The organism is Caulobacter segnis ATCC 21756 (assembly GCF_000092285.1).
Taxonomy (GTDB): domain Bacteria; phylum Pseudomonadota; class Alphaproteobacteria; order Caulobacterales; family Caulobacteraceae; genus Caulobacter; species Caulobacter segnis.
The window spans coordinates 1894956-1914708 of sequence record NC_014100.1 but is presented as its reverse complement, the minus strand read 5'-3'; the positions used below and the strand labels follow the sequence as shown (position 1 = coordinate 1914708).

Annotated in this window: 16 protein-coding genes; 4 read left to right on the top strand and 12 right to left on the bottom strand. The window is 67.3% G+C overall.

Annotated elements, in window-relative coordinates:
* Positions 1-83: 83 nt before the first annotated feature.
* From CSEG_RS08955 to CSEG_RS08930, 6 genes are all read right to left on the bottom strand, one after another.
* Positions 84-2465 carry an alpha-L-rhamnosidase-related protein gene (locus CSEG_RS08955; protein ID WP_013078915.1) on the bottom strand — a complete coding sequence of 794 codons (2382 nt, stop codon included), beginning with the start codon at positions 2463-2465 and terminating at the stop codon, positions 84-86.
* Complete coding sequence (locus tag CSEG_RS21550; protein ID WP_013078914.1) at positions 2459-3130, bottom strand: TetR/AcrR family transcriptional regulator; 672 nt, start codon at positions 3128-3130, stop codon at positions 2459-2461. The genes CSEG_RS08955 and CSEG_RS21550 overlap by 7 nt, the downstream gene beginning before the upstream one ends.
* Positions 3127-4032, bottom strand: a complete 906-nt coding sequence (locus tag CSEG_RS08945) for an alpha/beta hydrolase (protein WP_013078913.1) — start codon at positions 4030-4032, stop codon at positions 3127-3129. Before CSEG_RS08945 ends, CSEG_RS21550 begins: the two co-directional genes overlap by 4 nt.
* 57 nt (positions 4033-4089) lie before the next feature.
* Positions 4090-6429: a TonB-dependent receptor gene (locus CSEG_RS08940; RefSeq protein WP_013078912.1), complete on the bottom strand. Its 2340-nt coding sequence runs from the start codon at positions 6427-6429 to the stop codon at positions 4090-4092.
* A 318-nt stretch (positions 6430-6747) separates the two neighbouring features.
* The gene (locus CSEG_RS21545) at positions 6748-7401 is read right to left on the bottom strand and encodes a TetR/AcrR family transcriptional regulator (RefSeq protein WP_013078911.1); all 654 of its coding nucleotides are present in this window, start codon (positions 7399-7401) and stop codon (positions 6748-6750) included.
* A gap of 103 nt (positions 7402-7504) precedes the next feature.
* Positions 7505-7843, bottom strand: coding sequence for a hypothetical protein (locus tag CSEG_RS08930; protein WP_013078910.1), 339 nt, complete (start codon positions 7841-7843; stop codon positions 7505-7507).
* A 157-nt stretch (positions 7844-8000) separates the two neighbouring features.
* Between CSEG_RS08930 and CSEG_RS08925 the strand changes: the two genes are divergently transcribed.
* Positions 8001-10859, top strand: a complete 2859-nt coding sequence (locus CSEG_RS08925; RefSeq protein ID WP_013078909.1) for a glycosyl hydrolase — start codon at positions 8001-8003, stop codon at positions 10857-10859.
* A 27-nt stretch (positions 10860-10886) separates the two neighbouring features.
* On the opposite strand, the gene CSEG_RS08920 is transcribed toward CSEG_RS08925, so the two are convergent.
* The 6 genes from CSEG_RS08920 to rhmD all read right to left on the bottom strand — a co-directional run bounded on the left by CSEG_RS08920 (position 10887) and on the right by rhmD (position 16726).
* Entirely contained in the window at positions 10887-11645 is a 759-nt protein-coding gene (locus CSEG_RS08920) for an IclR family transcriptional regulator (RefSeq protein WP_013078908.1), read from the bottom strand.
* 123 nt (positions 11646-11768) lie between these two features.
* Positions 11769-12917 (bottom strand): L-rhamnose/proton symporter RhaT, encoded by a 1149-nt coding sequence (gene rhaT, locus CSEG_RS08915; RefSeq protein WP_013078907.1) that lies wholly within the window; start codon positions 12915-12917, stop codon positions 11769-11771.
* Positions 12918-13001: 84 nt separating this feature from the next.
* Positions 13002-13901, bottom strand: a complete 900-nt coding sequence (locus CSEG_RS08910; RefSeq protein ID WP_013078906.1) for an amidohydrolase family protein — start codon at positions 13899-13901, stop codon at positions 13002-13004.
* A gap of 8 nt (positions 13902-13909) precedes the next feature.
* Positions 13910-14662 carry an SDR family NAD(P)-dependent oxidoreductase gene (locus CSEG_RS08905; protein WP_013078905.1) on the bottom strand — a complete coding sequence of 251 codons (753 nt, stop codon included), beginning with the start codon at positions 14660-14662 and terminating at the stop codon, positions 13910-13912.
* Positions 14659-15522, bottom strand: coding sequence for a fumarylacetoacetate hydrolase family protein (locus CSEG_RS08900; RefSeq protein ID WP_013078904.1), 864 nt, complete (start codon positions 15520-15522; stop codon positions 14659-14661). Before CSEG_RS08900 ends, CSEG_RS08905 begins: the two co-directional genes overlap by 4 nt.
* Before the next feature lie 25 nt (positions 15523-15547).
* Positions 15548-16726, bottom strand: a complete 1179-nt coding sequence (gene rhmD / locus CSEG_RS08895; RefSeq protein ID WP_013078903.1) for an L-rhamnonate dehydratase — start codon at positions 16724-16726, stop codon at positions 15548-15550.
* A 210-nt stretch (positions 16727-16936) separates the two neighbouring features.
* Between rhmD and CSEG_RS08890 the strand changes: the two genes are divergently transcribed.
* From CSEG_RS08890 to lldD, 3 genes are read left to right on the top strand one after another with little or no spacing between them, the layout of a single operon-like run.
* Complete coding sequence (locus CSEG_RS08890; RefSeq protein WP_013078902.1) at positions 16937-17794, top strand: IclR family transcriptional regulator; 858 nt, start codon at positions 16937-16939, stop codon at positions 17792-17794.
* Between the two features lie 17 nt (positions 17795-17811).
* Entirely contained in the window at positions 17812-18573 is a 762-nt protein-coding gene (locus CSEG_RS08885) for an SDR family NAD(P)-dependent oxidoreductase (RefSeq protein ID WP_013078901.1), read from the top strand.
* A gap of 4 nt (positions 18574-18577) precedes the next feature.
* Positions 18578-19714, top strand: a complete 1137-nt coding sequence (gene lldD, locus CSEG_RS08880; RefSeq protein WP_013078900.1) for an FMN-dependent L-lactate dehydrogenase LldD — start codon at positions 18578-18580, stop codon at positions 19712-19714.
* Positions 19715-19753 lie beyond the last annotated feature (39 nt).

Sequence of the window (19753 nt, the reverse complement as noted above, 5' to 3'; positions counted from 1 at the left end):
GCCAAGCGCGTCAGGGCGACGCGGCGGACTTTGGCTTGGGGTGGTCCCCAAAGGCCCCAGGCGCGAACGGGCGTCGACCGACCTTAGTCGCCGGCGGGCAGGTCCAGGCGCGTGCGCGCACCCAACAGGGCGTGGCTTTGTCCGCGCCAGACGAAGACGCCAGACAAGCCCGCGGGTTTGCGAACCTCGACCACGAGGCGCTGGCCCTTGCGTCGATACTTCACCTCCACCGGGCCCTGAGGGGTCGCAGCCGCGGCGTCGAGCCGTCTGAGCGCGCCAAGGTGCGGCTCGACACGCAAACGGCCATAGCCGGGCGCGTCGGGCCGGATCCCCGCCACCAGCTCCAGAAGGTCGGCGGTGGGATGGGCGCTCCAGGCGTGAGTGTCGGAGCGAGTATTGCCCCGTTCCTCGGGCCAGGTGGTGTAGTCGAGCGCCAGCAGGCCCCGCCAAGTATCCAGCAACGACAGATAGCGGTCGGCCTGGCCGGCATGGTCGAAGGCGCGCACGAGATACCAGGCGTAATAGTAGCTGGTCGAAATCATGCCGGTCGGCGCGTCGATGCCCGCCTGGCCGACGGTCCTGTCCAGGATTGCGGCGGCGTCCTTCGGCGCGGCGACGTCGTAGAGGACCGCCAGGGCGTTGGTGTGCTGGCTGAACGAGGCCTTGTCGGGCGTATCGGCGAACAGGCCCCGATCCGGCGCCCAGCATTGGTCGCGCACAGCGGCGGCGATGGCCTCGGCGCGCGACCTGTCTCGCCCGGCCAAGGATGGCTCGCCCAAAGCCGCCTCCAGGTCCGTCATGTCGCGCAGCGCGCCCAGATAGGCCAGGGACAGCAGGCACGAGCGCCCCTGGGCGTCGTAGGACGGGAAGGCGTCGCGGCTCAGCAGCCGCCCGTCCTTGACCGCCCAGTCGACGAAGCTCCAGCCGGGGGTCTTTCGCATCAGCCCGTCGGGTCCAAGATAACCGTCGAACCAGGCCAGGACCTCGCGCGCCCGAGCCAGGTGGCGGCGCGCCGGCTCCGGATCGGGATGGCGCGACCAGTAGTCGTGGAGCATGCCGATCCACAGCAAAGAGAACGGCGGAATGGGATTGGATGTCCGACTGGGATAGGCGCCTTCGGTGACCCCTCCCAGGGCCCGCGATGCGCCGAAGGCGTCCATGGCCTGCGTCGCCAAGCGCGGATCGCCGCTGACGGCATAGGAGATCAGCGCCTGCAGCCGCGTGTCGCCTACATATTGCAACTGCTCGTAATAGGCCGTGTCCATATAGGTTTCGTGGGCGTCGATCCGCGCGGTCCGCCAGCCGATGTCCCAGATCCTGTTGAGCTCCGGATCGTCGGACACGAACTTGCCGACCTGCCCGAACGGATAGTCGGTCTCGGCCACGTCCAGACCTTGCAACCGCAAGGGCTGGTCGGCGGTCTGCACCTCGATCTCAAGATAGCGCCAGGTGCGCCACCACAGCGGCGCGAACGCCCGCGCGCCGCCGTCGGCCGTGAAGCGATCGCTCAGTCCTCGGATCGTGCGGTCGCCGACCTCGCTGCGCAGGCCCTTTCGTCCCTTCGCGTCGATCAGCGCCTCTGCGTAGGTGAGCTTGATCGAGGCGTCCTTGCCGCCGGTAACGCGCAGGGTGGGATAGGCCGCCACCATGGCCGGCCGCGCCAGCAGGATCTTCACCGTCTTGCGGGCGGGAATGGTCACCGGCTGGCGTGGGAATGCCTTGGCCTCATCAAGGTTGGTTCGCGCCACTAGGCCGGGGTCGACCGCGCGATATGACATCTGCGGCAAGGGATCGGCCGACAGCGCCCAAGGACTGGGCTCGCCGGGCGCCAAAGCGGGCGTCGCAGCGACCGGGGCCGCCAGAGGGACGCGCGCATCAACGATCTCGCTCGGACCCGCCGCGTAGAAACCGGCGACCTGCCCCATCACCGGAGCGGCCGAACGCGCGCTGTCGAGTTGCACGCGCCACGTTGGACCGCTGTCAAGCTCCGGCGCGCCAGGCGCGCTGAACCAAAAGCCAAGCCGCGCGGAGATCTGCGCCACGGGGCCAGTCTGGTTTCGCTGGTTGCGGAAGGCCGCGGCGTTCTTTTGCGCGGGGGACAAGCCGTCGGGGATCGGCTCCTCCGGCTTGACGTAATTCCAAACCACTGCTTCCAGGTGATTGGAGCCGCGCGTCAGATAAGGCGCCAGATCGAGGGTGGCGTAGCGCCAATGACCTAGGTCGCTTGTCGCCGGCCCCGCGCCAACCCGCCTTCCATTGACGAGCAGGATGAACCGGTTATCGGCGCTGACGCGCACGGGAAAATGGCCCGGCTTTCGCGCAAGCGTCAGGTCGCGCTCAAAGCGCACGACCGTCGGCGCAGACGGCGCGGCGGGGTGGGTTATCCAGATCGGCTCGGCGCTGGCCGCCGGGCCGAACGCCAGGGCCAGCACAAGAACCAAGCTTGGCCGATACGCTTTCACCATTGGGAACGTCCTTGCAGGAAGATCGCCACAGCCCGCTCGACATAGAGCGCCCGGCGGGCCAGATCATCGACATCGGCCTCGCCCCGCGGCCACCCCATGATCATGGCGATGAACGCCTTGGCGGCCATTTCCGCGTCCTTGGGCGTGTCTTCGGGCCCAGCGTCACGGCTAAGCAGGGCCGAGACCAGCGCCACGCCGCGCCCAAAGCCGACCGCCTCGAACTGGGCGGCCAACTCGGGGAAGCGCTCGCCGCCACCGGCCACCAGCCGTTCAAGCGCCCGCGCCTCGGGGCTGCACGCCGCGGCTAGAATAGACGTACCGTAAAGTCGCAAAGCGGTCGCCAAAGGCGTGCCCGGCGGGGTTGGCGCGGCCTGCGTGGCTGCGTCCGACCATTGCTCCACCTGGGTCTCGGCGACGGCGCGGAAGAGGTCGGCCTTGCTGGGGAACCGCGCATAGAGCGTGCCCTTGGAGATCGCCGCCCGGTGGGCGACGGCGTCCATGGTCGTCTCCTCGAAGCCTTCTTCGTAGAACATGGCCCGGGCGATCTGGACGATATGCTCGGCAAGTCTGGCCGCCTGGCTGGCGTTGGGCCGGCCGCGCCGGGCAGGCCGCGCTCGCAGGGCCGTCGGCGGCGCGCGGCGAGAACGGTGCGTCGCCTCGCTCACGGCCGGCGCTTCAGCCAGCCCTGGCTCGCCAGCCAGTCATCGAAGGCGTCGATCCAGTGATCGCTGGCCAGGCCTTGCTGGTTGACACCGAAGCCGTGGCCGCCGCGCGGGTAAAGATGCAGTTCGGCGGGACGGCGCGCCGCGCGCCAAGCCTGATAAAGGTCGATCTGTCCGTCGACCTTCAAGAGCGGATCGTCGGCCGCGGCGGCCAGGAACAAGGGCGGAGTCTCCCGCCCGACCGCAAGATCGCCCGGCCGGCCCGGATAGATCGCCGCCACGATGTCGGGCCGCTCCTGCGGCGAGTCGGCGCTGGCCGCCGACAAGGCGACCCATCCTCCGGCGGAAAAACCGATCAGGCCCACGCGTGCTGGATCCAGGCCCCGCCCGGCGGCTTGCGCGCGCACGACCCGCACGGCCGCACGCCCGTCTTGGGCCGCGGCCGCGCCGAACCTGTCGAGGGCTTGGGGCGAGATGGCGCCGGGACGGAAGAGCTTGAGAACCTGCTGCTTGAAGGCGTCTTGATCGGCGGGCGTGGGCGCGGTGCGGTAGCGCAGGACGAAGGCGGTGACGCCGCGATCAGCCAGCCGCCGGGCCAGGGCCTCGCCCTCGCCATCGATCGAGAGAAACTGGAAGCCGCCGCCTGGCGCGATGATCATCGCCGCGCCCGTCGCCTTTCCCGCCGGAGGCGCGAACAGGGTCAAGCTCGGCTGCGCGACGTTGCGCACCACCCGGCCGGGACCGCCGAACGGCGAGGGACTGGCGATCCCGCGCTCGCCCGACGCCGCGCCGGGAACGGGGAGCAAGATGGTCTCTGACGCGTGCGCCGCGCCGAGCGCCGAGTCGATGGGAGTGATGGCGAGCGCCGCGACGAAGGCCGCGAACCCCAAGATGCGTAGAGACATCGGCCCTCCAGGCCAAAAAACGGCGGGCCAGCCAAAAAAGGCGGCCCGCCTAAGGCTCTACCGATCGAAATTATAGCGGAACGAGATCCCGACCTTGCGCTCGGCATTGACCCGGGCGGTGCGATAGCCGCCCGCCACGCCGTTCACATAGACCGTGCCAACCGAGAGCTGCTCGGATTTGTCAAACAGGTTCTGGGCGAACAGCGAAGCCTCCCAGGCGCGGTCCGCGCTGCGAACGCCGAGGTAGAGATCGACGGTCGCATAGGCCGAGAAATGCTGATCGACGTTGGGCAGATAGGACCTTGGCGTGTAGCGCGCCAGGCCGCGAGCGAACAGATCGACCGCGCCGACATTGCGGACGTATTCGCTGTTGAGCGACAGGTTGAACTTGCCCGGCGCAAGGCCGGTGTCGTTGGCCAACTTGCTGTTGCTGGCGCAGACCGAGACCTGCCGGCCCGGCTGGACAAAGGCGCCGCCGGCGTCCGGCACGCCGTCGTTGTTGTTGTCGTTGCAGTAAAGCAGCGCGTTGTCGTAGTGGGCGTCGACATAGCTGGCGCTGATCGTGGCCTGCCAGCCTTCGGTGATCACCCCGGTCACTTGCACCTCGGCGCCGGTGATCACCGCATCGCCGTTGGTGTTCAGGTTGATCCCGCCGGTCGCGGCGTCATAGGGATAGGATCCGCCCGGCCCCGGACCGGCGGGCTCGCCGGCGACCGCCGCCCCGCGCGAATTGACGCCGTTCACGCGGCTGATGTAGCCGTCGATCTTCTGGTGGAAAATGTCACCGTTCACCTGCAGACGACGGTCGAGCCACTGGCTTTTAACCCCCAGTTCGAACGAGTCGGACGTCTCGTCCTGATAAACGCGGTACTGCGGCGCCAAGGCCGCCGCGGTCACGAACTGCGTCGTGCCGCCCGGTCGGAAGCCGCGACCGTAGCTGGCATAGGCCATCAGGTCGTCGGTGAAGCGATGCTTGTAACTGGCCGACCCGGTCCAGGCCGTGCTCTTGCGGGTGACGAATTCCGGCGGCAGGACCGGCGCCGGAGGGCCGGCCACGGCGAGCAGGTTTTGCGCCGTCGACTCATGACGCTGCCAGCGTAGGCCCAGTTCCAGATCATCGCGGCTGGTCAGAGCGAAGCGATGATCGGTGAAGAACGCCAGGTCCTTGCCTTCCGCGGGCTTGGAGATCCCGCTGAGCGCGAGCGAGAAGCCAGGCGGCTGATAGGGACCAAAGAAGATGTTGTAGTTCTGGTTGAACGCCGCATAGGCGTCCGATTTGCCGTAATAGCCGCCGATCAGATAGTTCCAGAAATGGCGATCGGTCGATTCCAGCCGCAGCTCCTGGGTCAGCTGGTGAGCCGTCGCAAAAACGCTCTGAACGTCGCTGAAGCCCTTGATGACGTTGGTGACGTCCTGGTCGCGCGCCGAGGTATCGGTCGTGCGCTGGTAGCCGCCGATATAGCTCAGGCGATGGCCGGCAAAGCTCCAGGTGGCGCTAAGCGAAGTCAAGGACGACTTGTGGTAGTAGTCGGCCGGTCCATCGACGACGGATTTGCGATCGTCGACGTTCAGGCTCGGGCCGATCTGGCCAGCCGCGGTGATCGGCGCGCCAACCACGATCGGCTGGGAGACCAGGCGATCGTTCAGCTCCTGATGGACGAGGAACACCTCGATGTCGTCGGTCGGCCGCCAGCCCAGGGAGGCGCGGACGCTGTGGGTGGTGTCGCCGTTCTTGCGGCCGTTGTAGGCGTTCTCGACCCCGTCGCGGTCATGGTTATAGAGGCCCGCGACCCGCAGGGCCAGCTTGCCCTCGATCAGCGGCACATTGATCGAGGCCTGGGTGTTGAACAGGCTGTTGCTGCCGACCGTCTGGAAGATCGAGGCGCCGTACGAATTGAACTCGGGACGACGGCTGACGATGGTCACCGCGCCGGCCGGCGAGGTCTGGCCGCGCAGCGTGCCCTGCGGCCCGCGCAGCACTTCGACCTGGCCCACATCGTACATCGCCCGGAACGCGGTCGAAGCGCCAATCGGGGTTTCATTCCAATAGACCTGGACGGCGGGGCTGGCGGCGGTGTCGGGATCGAAGCTGATGCCCCGCAGCGAGATCTTCTGGGCGCGACCGCCGCCGTTGTCGAGGTCAAGGCCGGGGGTGAGCTTCTGGACATCTTGGAATGACAGGATGTTGAGCTTCTGCAGGGTCTCGCCGGTCACGGCGGTGACGGTCGAGGGGACGTTCTGGATATTTTCCGAACGCTTGGTCGCGGTGACCACGACCTCCTCGATCTGAATGCCTTCCGGCGCGGCCGCGGGCGCGGCCGTTTGGGCCAGGGCCGGACCGGCCATGATGAGCGTCAAAGCGCCCGCGCCCGACAGAAAAATGGCTTTAGACGTCATCGCTGACCTCCCCCTTGGTGTTTCTCGGGTGCAGGTCGCCGCCTGGAGTTCGCGTGAAGGCTGGGCTCGTTCCCGACCTGCTACGTTTCGTCCCATGGCTTAGCTCTTCACGTCGGGGCTGAATGCCCGAACGGCGGCGTCGCTGCAATCGCACGATGTTGTACGATAAGAAACCCCTACGACGGCGCCGCGCCGCTTGTCAAACGAAGTTTCTAATTGTGAAGCGAGTTATCACATTGTGAAATTTTGCCCGCCTCGAACCGGACGCGAAGCGTCAGCCCGCTGACGCGGCCAGACGATTAGGACGTATCGAGAGGGTCAGCCTGCTGGCTCGACGTAGCCATCGAGGAAGGCGGCGACCGCCAGTTCCGCCCAGGCGTGGATCTGGCCTTGCGACATGTGCGAGGCTCGGCCTTGCAGGATGAGGCTGAGCGCCTGCCCCGTGATCGTCGCCAGCAGCAGGCCCGCGGGCGACATGAAGTCGCCGATGAGATGGCGACGCCCCGCCGCCGTGGCCAAATCGTTGGCGATGATCGTGGTCCCCGTCAGGTGGCTGCCGTCATGATAGAGTTGGGCGAGCTCGGGAAACCGCCCGGACTCGGCGTAGATCAGGCGGGTTAGATTAACCGAATCCTCGGTCAGACCGGCGGTCATGAACGCTTCGACACGGGCGATGAGCGTCTTGCGCAGGTCGCCGACATAGGGCGCGTTGAGTTGCGGGTCGCGCGCGTTCCAGCGGCTATGCTGGTCGAGGAGGAAAGCCTCGAACAACTCCGCCTTGGTCTTGAAGCGACGATAGAGCGTGCCCTTGGAAATGCCCGCGTCGGCCGCGATGTTGTCCATGGTCGTCGCGCCATAGCCGTTGGCGAAGAAATGAGCGCGCGCGACGGCGACGATATGTTCGCCGAGCGCCGCGGTTTGGCTCGCTGTCGGCCGACCAGGCTTAATCGTCGGACGCTTGGCCGCGGACATCACGTCACCCCTTCCTTCGCGCGAAACTGCGCGCGATATCGTCCTGCTTAGACGTGACGCCGCCGCGGATGCAAGCCACGCGGACGCGACTTGCATGTTGGCGCTAGTTGCTCGGCAGCGCCGCCAGGTCGGCGTCGATCTTCTTGAGCATCTCGTCGGTTAAGGTGTCGGGGGCGTACTGCTGCAGATCGCGCAGCGCCATGCCGCGGGCCTGTTCGATCTGGTCGTCCTTGCCAATCTCGGGGATATGCTTGACCAGCACCGCCTTGGCCTTGGGATTGTCGAGGATGTCGCCGACCAGCGACGCCGACGAAAGCTTGGCCGAAGAGGCCGGGGCGGCCGGCGCGGCGGCGGGCTTGGCGGCCGGGGCTGGCGTTTGAGCGAACGCGCCGGTGGCCAGGGTCAGGGCCAGCAGGCCGGTCGCGATAGGGAGACGCATCATTGTTTCCTTCCTTCATGGCGCCCGCCGGCTCTACCAAAGCCAACATCGGGCCGGCCTGCGGTTTGGTTGACGCTAGACCTGATTTAATCGTACACACTCGTACCAATAAGGGAAGAGGGCGCGACCAAATGACCGCCCAAGCCATGGGGAGCCGCTGATGAGCGATCAACGCAAGGCCTGGCTTTACGCCGGCGCAACGCTCTTGGCGATCCTTTCACCGCCGCCAGCCAAGGCCTCGGCCGACGACCTCGTCAAGGCGTTCAAGGCGCCGCCCGCCCAGGCTCGCCCCTTCGCCCGGTGGTGGTGGCCCGGCGGCGCCGTCGAGGATGCTGAGCTTCAGCGCCAGATCGCCCTGATGGCCAAGTCCGGCTTCGGCGGCGCGGAGATACAGGCGTTCAATCCCGGCATTCCCAACATGACGCCGGACGAGCGCAAGCGGGTCAATGATTACGCCAACCCGGCCTTCTTTAGCCATGTGCGGGCGGCTACGACGGCGGCGGACCGCGCCGGCTTCAAGATCGACTACACCTTTGGCTCAGCCTGGCCTTCGGGCGGCGGATTCGCCGTCACGCCGGAACTGTCCCTGGTGGAACTGACAGAGGCCGTCACCGAGGTGGACGGTTCCTCCCCCGGGCCCGTCAAGGTCGTCATCCCCAAGCGCACGCGCAAGCTTGGCGCCATGGGCGCGCTGGATCCCCGCAACAAGGACCCGCGGGCGGCCGACTGGCGCGATCGCCTGGACGCGCGGCAAAAGCTCGTGGCCGTGGTCGCCGCGCCTGGACAGGAGCCGCAGTTTGCGCCGGAGGCCAAGGGCGGCTTCAAGCTCTATCCCTGGCGCGACGTTGCGACCTCGGGAAGCTTGGACATGACCAGGGCCGTGGTCCTGACCGACAAGCTCTCCGCCGATGGGACGCTCGACTGGACCCCGCCGCCCGGCCGCTGGCAAGTCTTCGTGTTCAAGCAGTACGCCGTGGACAGCGGCGTGATGGCCGGCGTCGGCGAGGGTCCGCAGCTTGTCCTCGACCACTTCAGCAAAGCCGCCTTCGACGCCCACGCCGCCCATGTCGGCGATCCGCTGACGGCAGGGCCAAAGGGCGCGGACACAAGCCTCAACGCCACCTTCGTCGACAGCCTTGAGCTGATGCAGGACCTGCCCTGGACCGACGCCTTCCTGGCGGAGTTCAAACGTCGGCGCGGCTACGATCTGACCCCCTACCTGCCGCTCGTCCTGCAGCCGGGCTGGATGCAGGCCTGGGGCCAGCACTATTCGCCGCCCTATTTCGGCGATGACGCCCTGGGCGCACGGGTGCGACACGACTATCGCCAGACGCTCTCGGACCTGCAGCTGGAAAACTTCTGGGGTCCGTTCGTGAGCTGGAACCATGCGCGGGGCCTCAAGGCGCGCGTTCAGGCCCATGGCGCGACCGTAGACACCCTGAAGGCCTATGGCCTGGCCGATATTCCAGAGACCGAGGATCTGGAGTCTGGCGGCGATCCGATCTTCATGCGTCTGGCCCGCTCGGCCGCGAACCTCTACGGCCGTCCACTGGTCAGCGCCGAAAGCTTCGTCTGGGCCGGCGAGCCCTATGACGTGACCCCCGAGCGCATCCGGCAGCGAGCCGACCTGCTGTTCGCCGGCGGCGTCAACCGCGTCATCTATCACGGATATCCCTATGTGCGCGCCCGGGGCGCGCAGCCGGCGTGGCACCCTTTCGCGCCCAGCGCCTTCGGCAGCGGCTTCAGCACGCCGTTCAACGAGCTCAATCCCGTCTTCGCCGCCGCGCCGAACCTGAACGCCTACATCGCCCGCACCCAGGCCGTCCTGCAGCAGGGCCGCAGTGTCGTGCCGGTCGCGCTGTTCCTGGGCGAGCTGGGCTATTACCAAGGCCTCGAGCCGCAGAGTCGCGGCCACGAAGGCCTGGAAAAGCGGCTACTCGACGCCGGTTACGACAACGACCGGATCAATCCCGACGCCCTGTCCGATGCGCGGGTAATCGACGGCTCGCTCGTCACCCGGGGCGGCGCGCGCTACCGCGCTCTGGTGCTTCCGCCCTTGGAGGGGCTGGACGCGGCCAGCGCCGAGAGGATCGCCGCCTTCGCGCGCCAGGGCCTCAAGGTCGTGTTCGTCGACGCCTTTCCGACCCGTGACGTCGGCCTTACCGACGCCGAGGCTCGCGATCGACGCGTGGCCGCCGCCGTGACCAGCGCCCGCGCTGCGGGCGCCCTGCTCTCCCCCGCTGGCGCGCTGCCGGCGACGTTGAAGACGATCGGGGTGACGCCAAACCTGTCGTTCGATGGGCCCGGCGCGCTGTTCGTTGAGCGGACCAGCGGCGCGCGGCGCGTGCTCTTCCTGCACAATACCGAGCCGACCGCCCGGACCATCGCCTTCTCGACCACGGCCAAGGGACGCGCCGAACTCTGGGACGCCTGGAACGGATCGCGCGCGCCCCTCCCAAGCCAGGCGGCCCCGGAGGGATCGCGGCTTTCAGTGGACCTGGCGGCCGGGGGATCAGCCCTCATCGTCTTCGATCCGTCCAAGCCCGCAGCCAAGACCTCCGCCAAACCCGCCGAGCGGCTTTTGCTGGACCTGCCGCGAGCCGGATGGAGCCTCACGGCCAGGGGCTTTGGGCCCAAGGGCGCCGCCGTCACGTGGGGTAGCGCCAATTTCGCCCTGGGCGACTGGAGCGGCGTGGAGACCCTGGCGCGGTTCTCGGGCGAGGCGACCTACAGCCGCACTCTGCATCTGGCGGCCAAGCCCGAGACTCCGGTCTGGCTTGACCTGGGCGAGGTTCACGACATGGCGCGCGTAGCGGTCAACGGAGTGGCCTTCGCGCCGCTGATCAACCCCTATCGGGTCGAGATCGGCAGGGCGCTCAAGGCCGGTGACAACCGCATCGAAATCACGGTCTCCACGACGCCCAACAACGCCATGGTCGATCCCAACGTCGCGGCCCTGAAGCTGGTCAAGCCGCAGCCGGCCGGCTTGATCGGCCCGGTCAGGCTGGTCGAACGCTAGAGCCCTGGGCCGGGGTGGATGCTGCGGTCAGACCCGGCCGATCGCCCGGCTGATCTCCTGGGCCGCGGCGATCATCGTCGGGCCCAGCGCCGCCAGGTCGGCATCTTCGACATATTGCGGCAGGGTCGAAAGGCTGATGGCGGCCACCGCGCGCCCCGTCATGTCCAGGACCGGCGCGGCGATGCAGCGCACCCGCTCGCCGTCGGTTTCCACGTGGGTGGTGAATCCGTTGGCTCGGGCCAGGCCCATCTCCGCTTCCCAAGCCCTGTAAGCGTCCGCTTCGGCCGGAAGGTCGAACAGGGTCCGCCAGCCCTCCGGCCCCTCGCCGAAGACCAGGGACTTGCCCAGGGCGGTGTGCCGGACCGGATTGCGGATGCCGGGCTCGTGGCGCAGCACCACGCGGCGGCGGCTGGGGCTTTGACGCAGATAGAGCACCATGCCGGCGTCGAGAATGCCCAGATTGACGGCGTCGAGCGTTGAGCCGGCCAGCTTGTCCATGGTCGGCAGGGCCAATTGGATAATGCTCGAGGCCTGCTGGGCCTGGAAGCCGAGCTTGAGAAGCTTGGGGCCTGGCGCATAGCCGCGGCGCGGCGTGAAGCTGAGATAGTCGCGCGCGACCAGGGCGCTGGCCAGTCGGTGCGTGGTGGCGCGGGTCAGGCCCAACCGGGCGACCAGATCGTTCAGCCGAACCACGCCCTCACCGACCGCCTCGATGATGTCGAGGCCGCGCATCAGCGTCTGGCTGGCGTTGGTCGGCGCTTCGGGCGCCAGGACGTGAATGTTCATGACAGGCCGGTCGCCGCCTCAATCGTACGATACCGTACCATATCTCGGTTGCGCCCTGGGCGCCAGCCGGCATTCTAGGGCCGCGAGGGCGTGCGACATTGCGCGCCCTCGCCGTCGCGTGGCTCAGCGCGCGATCATGTTGCCGTAGCCGATGATGATCGTGGCGATGATCAGCAGGGCGACCCCCGTCCAGACCAGGGCCCGCACGCCGGGCCGGGCGTCCTTCCATTCCTTCAAGGCAAAACCCCACAGCGTGCCGAAGATGATGATCGAGGCCATGTGCAGGGTCCAGCTGGAGAAGCCGAACCGCCCCATCTGGCTCTCGCCCATGGTGTAGAAGAAGAACTGGAAGTACCACGCCGTCCCGGCCAGGGCGCACAGCAGATAGTTGGCCAGCAGGGGTGGCTTGCCGGGCTTGACCGCCACATCGGCGAGACGCGCCGGCTCCTGCGGCGCGGCCGCGCTAGCGCCGCTCGACTGCGCGGCGGGCGCCAGATCCGGAGCGCTCGTGCGACCGAACCATTCGCCGGCGCTGCGGTTCCTGACGATCAGGTAGGCGCACCAGGCGCCGTTGGTCAGCAGCCCGCCGAACATCACCAGGCAAAGGACCGGCAAGCCGGTCCACAGCGGGCCCGTGCCGGCCGCGGCCGACAGCGCCTTGATCGGCTCGCCCGCCGCCAGGCCGAAGGCGAAGCAGGCCGACATGACGCCCGAAAAGACCGCCACGGCGACGCCTTTTTTGAAATCGAACTCGGCGATCACCGCCTTCTTGGCGTCTTCCGACAGCGCCGCGTCCTTGCGCGCCCCCGCCATGGCGACGACCACGATGCCCGCCAGGGTGACGACCAGGCCCAGCAGGATGATCCGACCCGACGCGCTGGCCAGCAGCTTGTCGGCGAAGTCGCCCTGGACGATCGGCGGGATCAGGGTGCCGAAGACGGTGCACAGGCCCAGCACCACGGCCATGCCGAGAGACAGGCCCAGATAGCGCATGGTCAGGCCATAGGTCAGGCCGCCAAAGCCCCAGAGGACGCCAAAGAGCACGCAAAGCCCGACGATCTTGGACGGAACCTGGGCCATCACGCCCATCAGGTCCTGGGTTTGCACGGCCGCGAACAGCCACGGCGCCAGAAGCCAGGAAAACAGGCCGCCGGTCAGCCAGAAGATCTCCCACGACCAACGCTTCACGCCGCGATACGGCACATAGAAGCTGGCGGAGGCCAGGCCGCCGAGCCAGTGGAAGATGACGCCCAGCAAAGGGTTGGGGGTCATGGACGACCTCCCTGGCCGGTCGTCGCGTACTGGATGGTCATGGCTTTCCTCCGCGCCGCTCAGCGGCTTGTCGTTGGTTTAGGGTCAGATGCGGTAGATCCGCGAGGCGTTGGCGGCGAATACCGCGTCGCGCTCTGTCTCGCTGAGCGCGCGGGTGGCGTAGTCGAAGGCGGCGAAATGGGCGCCGAACGGCCCATGCACGCGATCGACGGGGAAATTGCTGGCGAACATCACCCGCTCGACCCCGAAGTCGTCGAGAATCTGGTGGATGAACGGCTCGACGCTGCCTGCCGACCAGCTGCGATCGACCCCGCCGAAATTGGAGACCTTGATCGAGACGTTGGGTTGGCCCGCCAATGCCTGCAGCCCCGCGCTCCAGGCCAGAAAGCCGTCCGTGTCGCGATCGGTCGGCATGCCGGCGTGATTGACGATCAACGGGATGTCGGGGTGGTCGGCCGCCAGGCGCGCGGCGTCGAACATCTGCAGCGGATAGAGCTGCAGGTCGAACGACAGGCCGTACTTGGCGAGCAGGCCAAACCCCTCACGCCAGCGCGGACTCTTCAGCAGGTCGCGCGGCGTGTAGGTCTTGAGCGGATCGACGTGCCAATTGACGATCTGTCGGATCCCGCGGACGTTGGGCCGCGTCGCGTGGGCCTCCAGCACGCCTTCGACGCTCGGATCGTCCAGGCAAGCGCCCGCCACGATGGCTTGAGGATAGCCGCGAGCGTCGGCGATCGCCTGCAGCCAGTCGGTCTCGGAAAGCTGGTCCCTGGGCGGTAGGCCGCACTCGATATGGACGGCTTTGACCACCCGCCAGCCGGCCACGTCGTTCAGATACTGGTCAAGGCCGTAGTCCTTGCCGGCGATGCCGCTGACATCGCCAGCCGGATTGTGCGGCGGCGGGACCTGAAGCCAAGCGTAGTGATGCCTGCTCAGGTCCCACAGGTGCATGTGAGCGTCGACGATCGGACCGCTATAGGCCATGTCAGCTCCTAGAAGGTCGTTCGGCCGCCGGAGGTGTCGAACGTCGAGGCCGTGGTGAAGCTGCATTCCTCGCTGGCCATGAAGCAGACCATGGCGGCGCTCTCGTGCACCTCGCCCAGACGGCCCATGGGGATCTTCGATCGCATGTAGTCGACCTGGCTCTGCGGCAGTTGGGCCAGGATCGGGCTCTCGAAGGTGGCCGGGGTCAGGGCGTTGGCGATCACGCCCTTGGTAGCCAGTTCCTTACCCAGCGACTTGGTCAGGCCGATCACCCCGGCCTTGCTCGCCGAATAGGCGCTGGCGTTGGGGTTGCCCTCCTTGCCGGCCACCGAGGAGACATTGACGATGCGGCCATAGCCGCCGGCCAGCATGAACGGCACCACCTCACGGCAGCAATAGAAGGCGCCGTTGAGATTGATGTTGATCACCTGGTCCCAGCTATCGACCGGAAACTCATGGACGGGGGCCGTGGCGCCGGTAATGCCGGCCGAGTTGACCAGAATATCGATGCGGCCCAGGGCGTTGAGGCTGGCCTTGGCGGCCTGCGCCACCGAGGCCTGGTCGGAGACGTCGACGGCGAAGGTGAAGGCCGCACCCACCTCGGCGGCCGCCTCTTCAAGGGCTTCGGGCTTGAGATCCCATAGGGCGACCTGGCCGCCCTCGGCGACGATGCGGTCGGCGACCGCCTTGCCCAGGCCCGAGGCGCCGCCGGTGATGACCGCGCGACGTCCGGCGAAACGATTTGCGAAGGGGCCGATCACGCGACGCCTTCCTTGGTCCAGGCGATGACGTTCTGGCGCTGAGCGCCCAGCTTCTCGATGCCCAGCTCCATGACGTCGCCGGCCTTCAGGAAGATCTTCTCGGGCTGCTGGCCTTCGCCGACGCCAGGCGGGGTGCCGGTGGTCAGGATGTCGCCCGGTTCGAGCGTGACGAAGCGGCTCATGTAAGCGATCAACTCGGCGACGCCGAAGATCATCGTCTTGGTGTTGCCGGTCTGCATGCGCTTGCCGTTCAGGTCCAGCCACATGTCCAGGTCCTGGCAGTCGCCCACCTCGTCGGCGGTGACCAGCCACGGGCCCACCGGGCCAAAGGTGTCGCAGCCCTTACCCTTGTCCCATTGGCTGCCCAGCTCCTTCTGGAAGGCGCGCTCGGACACGTCGTTCACCAGCACGTAGCCGGCGACGTAGTCGAGAGCCTCGGCCTGCTCGACATAGCGCGCGCGCTTGCCGATCACCACGCCCAGCTCGACCTCCCAGTCGCCCTTCACGGCGTCCTTGGGCAGCATGACCTCGTCGTTCGGGCCGTTCAGGCAGCTGATCGCCTTGGTGAAGAAGATCGGTTCGGGCGGCGGCTCCAGGCCGGCTTCCTTGGCGTGGTCGGCGAAGTTCAGGCCGATGGCCAGGAACTTGCCGACGCTGGCGACCGGCACGCCGTAGCGCGGCGAGCCTTCGACGACGGGCAGGGTGGCGGGATCGATGGCGGCCAGCGCCTTCAGGCCTTCCGGCGTGATGGTCTTGCCGTCGATGTCGGCCACGTGGCCCGACAGGTCGCGGATCTTGCCCTCGGCGTCGAGGAGGCCGGGCTTCTCGGCGCCGCGCGGGCCGTAGCGGAGCAGTTTCATAGGTGTCTGTCGCCTTCAGGGGGGTCTAGCGGGCGTAAGGTCGGTGCAGACCGACTTCGCGATTGAGTTCGACGCCGAAGCCCGGCGAGTCGGAGAGCTTGAGTTTGCCGTTCACCGGCACCGGTTCGCCGATCAGCTGCGGGTGGAACATCGGCGCCACCTCGTCGGCCTTGGGGGCCATCATCAGGAATTCGGCGAACGGGCTGTTATGGCGCGTGATGACGAAGTGATAGCTGTAGACGCTGGAACCGTGCGGGATCATCAGCACGCCCTTGCTGTCGGCCAGGTTGGCGATCTTGATCAGCTCGGTGACGCCGCCGCACCAGCCCACGTCCGGCTGGATGATGTCGCAACATTCCATCTCCAGCAGCATGCGGAAGCCCCAGCGGGTAGCCTCGTGCTCGCCCGTGGTGACCAGCATGCCGGTCGGCGCATTCTTCTTCAGGTCGCGATAGCCCCAGTAGTCGTCGGGGCTCAGCGCCTCCTCGATCCACTTCAGGCCGTACTCGTGGGCCTTGTGGGCCAGCTTGGTCGCGTAGTTGAGGTCCAGCGACATCCAGCAGTCGAACATCAGCCAGAAGTCGTCTCCGCAGCGCTCGCGCATGGTGGCGAGCTCATCGAGGTTCTTGCGCAGACCTTCCTCGCCTTCGGCCGGGCCGTGGTGCAGGGGCATCTTGCCGCCGATGAAGCCCATCTGCTTGGCCAGGTCCGGACGCGCGCCCGTGGCGTAGAAGGTCAGCTCGTCGCGGACCTTGCCGCCCAGCAGGGCGTAGACTGGCTCCTGACGCAGCTTGCCCAGGAGGTCGTAGAGGGCCAGGTCGACGCCCGAGATGGCGTTCACCACCAGGCCCTTGCGGCCATAGTACTGGGTGGAGAAGTACATCTGGTCCCAGATCTTCTCGACCTCGGTAGGGTCGCGGCCTTCCAGGAAGCGCGCGAGATGCTTCTCGACGATGTAGGCGGCCGGCTCGCCGCCGGTGGTCACCGCAAAGCCGATCGTGCCGTCGGCGGCCTCGATCTCGACGACCAACGTGCCCAGCACGTTGATGCCGAACGACTGGCGGCTCTGGCGATATTCCGGATAGCGCGACATTGGCGTGGCGATGTGGTCGTCAATCCAGTGTCCGTCGCCCTGGTCGTGATAGTCGGCGCCGCCGCCGCGGACGACATAGGCGCGCACCGCTCGAATTCGGGGAAAAGCCATTATTGTCTCACTATACAAGACGTTTATACACGACAGGCGCTCGCGAACCGGAAGACCCGACACCCATGCCCATGACGAAAACCGATGCGATTTCCAAAGCTTATAGCCGGCTATCGCCTCTGCGAGCCGACTGACGGCGCCAAATGTCCTAATGGACCAGCGCCAAATCCGCTTGCCGAATTATCACCATTTGAATAGGACCATTAAATAATGAAATTTGACCCGTCAATCGACGAAGCACCCGAAGAGGGCGAGGGCAAGGCTCGCGGCGCGGCCGCTGGCTCCCAGACCCTGGTTCGCGGCCTGGAGATCATGGAGGCGGTGCGCGCGGGCAAAAGCACGCTGCCCGAGCTTGCCGATGCGCTTGGCATCGCCAAGCCGACCCTCTATCGGCTGGCCGCGACCCTGGTCGATCATCGCTACCTCAGCTTTACGCCGCGCGTTGGCTACGCCCTGGGCCCCAAGCTCCTGGAACTGGGCTTCGAGGCCGGCCGCCAGATGAGCTTGCCGCGCATCGCCCACCCCCACCTGGCGGCGCTGGCCGAAGGCACCGGCGACACGGTGCATCTGGGCGTGCTCGACGGAGCGCGCGCGCTCTATCTCGACAAGCTGCCCGGCCGTCGCCGGGTCGATATCAGCTCCAGGGTTGGCGAACGTCAGCCGCTGCGGTCCACCGGTCTGGGCAAGGCGCTGATCCTGGACGAGGACGAAGGCCGCTGGCGCGAACTCTACCAGTTCGAGGAGCAGAGCGGGGGACGCTACGGCGTGGACCTATCGACCTGGCTGCGGCGGATGAACGAATACGCCGCACAAGGCAACGCGTTCGACCTGGAGGAAAACGAAGATCGCATCCGATGCGTGGCCGCGCCCTTGCGCGACGTCTCGGGCAAGATCGTCGGGGCTATCAGCGTCTCCAGCGCGGCCCAATACATGGACGACGCGCGCCTTCACACCGTCGCCGATGACGTGCGCGCCACCGCCCAGGCCATCAGCCGGGATCTGGGGTGGACCGAGCGTTCGCCCCTGCCCCACCCCCGTCCACACCCCAAGGCCGCGTCCGGCGGCTAAACCCACCCAGGTGCTGCATGTTGCTTGAAAACAAAGTCGTCCTGATCACCGGCGCTTCGCAAGGGATCGGCAAGGCCGCGGCCATCGGCGCCGCGCGCCATGGCGCGGACGTGGCGATCAACTACCATGCCGATGACGCAGGCGCCGCTGACGCGGTTCGCGAGATCGAGGCGCTGGGTCGCCGCGCCATCGCCGTGAAGGGCGACGTGGCCGAGGCCTCGACCGCCCAGTCCTTCGTCCAGGCCGCCGTCGACGCGTTCGGCAAGGTCGACGTGTTTGTCAACAACGCCGGCATCTGCCCCTTCCACGCCTTCCTCGACATGCCGCCCGAGGTCATGGAGCGGACGATGAAGGTCAATCTGTTTGGCGCCTACTACATGGTCCAGGCGGCGGCCAACCAGATGGTCAAGCAAGGGAACGGCGGCGCGATCATCGCCGTCAGCTCGATCAGCGCCCTGGTCGGCGGCGGCATGCAGACCCACTACACGCCCACCAAGGCCGGCGTGCACAGCCTGATGCAGTCGACGGCCATCGCGCTGGGAAAGTACGGCATTCGCTGCAACTCGGTGCTGCCGGGCACCATCGAGACGGCGATCAACAAGGAAGACCTCGCCGACGTCGCCAAGCGCGAATACATGGCCGGCCGCATCCCGCTGGGCCGTCTGGGCGAGCCCGACGACCTGGCCGGCCCGATCGTGTTCCTGGCCTCGGATCTCGCCAAGTACGTCACCGGCGCGGCCCTGCTGGTCGACGGCGGCGCCTTCGTGAACCTGCAGTAGGCCGATGATCGTCTCGTCCACGACGGACTTCCGCGAGGCGGCGCGGCGCAAGCTGCCGCGCTTTCTGTTCGACTATATCGACGGCGGCGCCTATGCCGAGCGGACCCTGCAACGCAACGTTTCGGACCTCGCCGACATCGCCCTGCGACAGCGGGTGCTCAAGGACGTATCCAAGGTCTCGACGGCGACCAGCCTGTTTGGCGTGGATCAGTCCATGCCCGTGGTGCTCGCGCCCGTCGGTCTCACCGGCATGTACGCCCGCCGCGGCGAATGCCAGGCGGTGCGCGCGGCCTCGGCCAAGGGCGTGCCGCTGTGTTTGTCGACGGTCTCGGTGTGCGACGTCGACGAGGTGGCCGCCGCTTCCAGCCGGCCGCTATGGTTCCAGCTCTACGTGCTGCGAGACAGGGCCTTCATGCGCGACCTCTTGGTCCGCGCCCGCGAGGCTGGAGCCACGGCCTTGGTCTTCACCGTCGACATGCCCGTGCCCGGCGCCCGCTATCGCGACGCCCACTCGGGCATGAGCGGTCCCAACGCCGCGGCGCGCCGTATCGTCCAGGCGATGTTCAAGCCGCAATGGGCCTGGGACGTCGGGGTGATGGGCCATCCCCACACCCTGGGCAATGTCGCGCCAGTGCTGGGCAAGACTTCGGGCCTCGAGGATTTCATGGGCTGGCTGGGGGCGAACTTCGACCCGTCCATCCAGTGGAAGGACTTGGAGTGGATCCGCGACCTCTGGAAGGGGCCGCTGATCATCAAGGGCGTGCTGGATCCCGAGGACGCCAGGGCCGCCGCCGAGATCGGCGCGGACGGGGTCGTGGTCTCCAATCATGGCGGCCGCCAGCTGGACGGCGTGTTGTCCTCGGCGCGCGCCCTGCCGGCCATCGTCGACGCGGTGGGCGATCGGCTGACCGTGCTGGCCGACGGCGGCGTGCGCTCGGGCCTCGACGTCGTGCGGATGCTGGCCCTGGGCGCCAAGGGCGTCCTGCTGGGCCGGGCCGCCGTCTACGCCCTGGCCGCGCGCGGCGAGGCCGGCGTCACCCAGCTGCTGGACCTGATCGAGAAGGAGATGCGGGTGGCCATGGCCTTGACCGGGGTCAACGCCGTGTCCGAGATCGACAGGTCCATACTGACGGGCGCCTGACTCATTCTATCGTACGATACCGTACGATTAATCTTGACC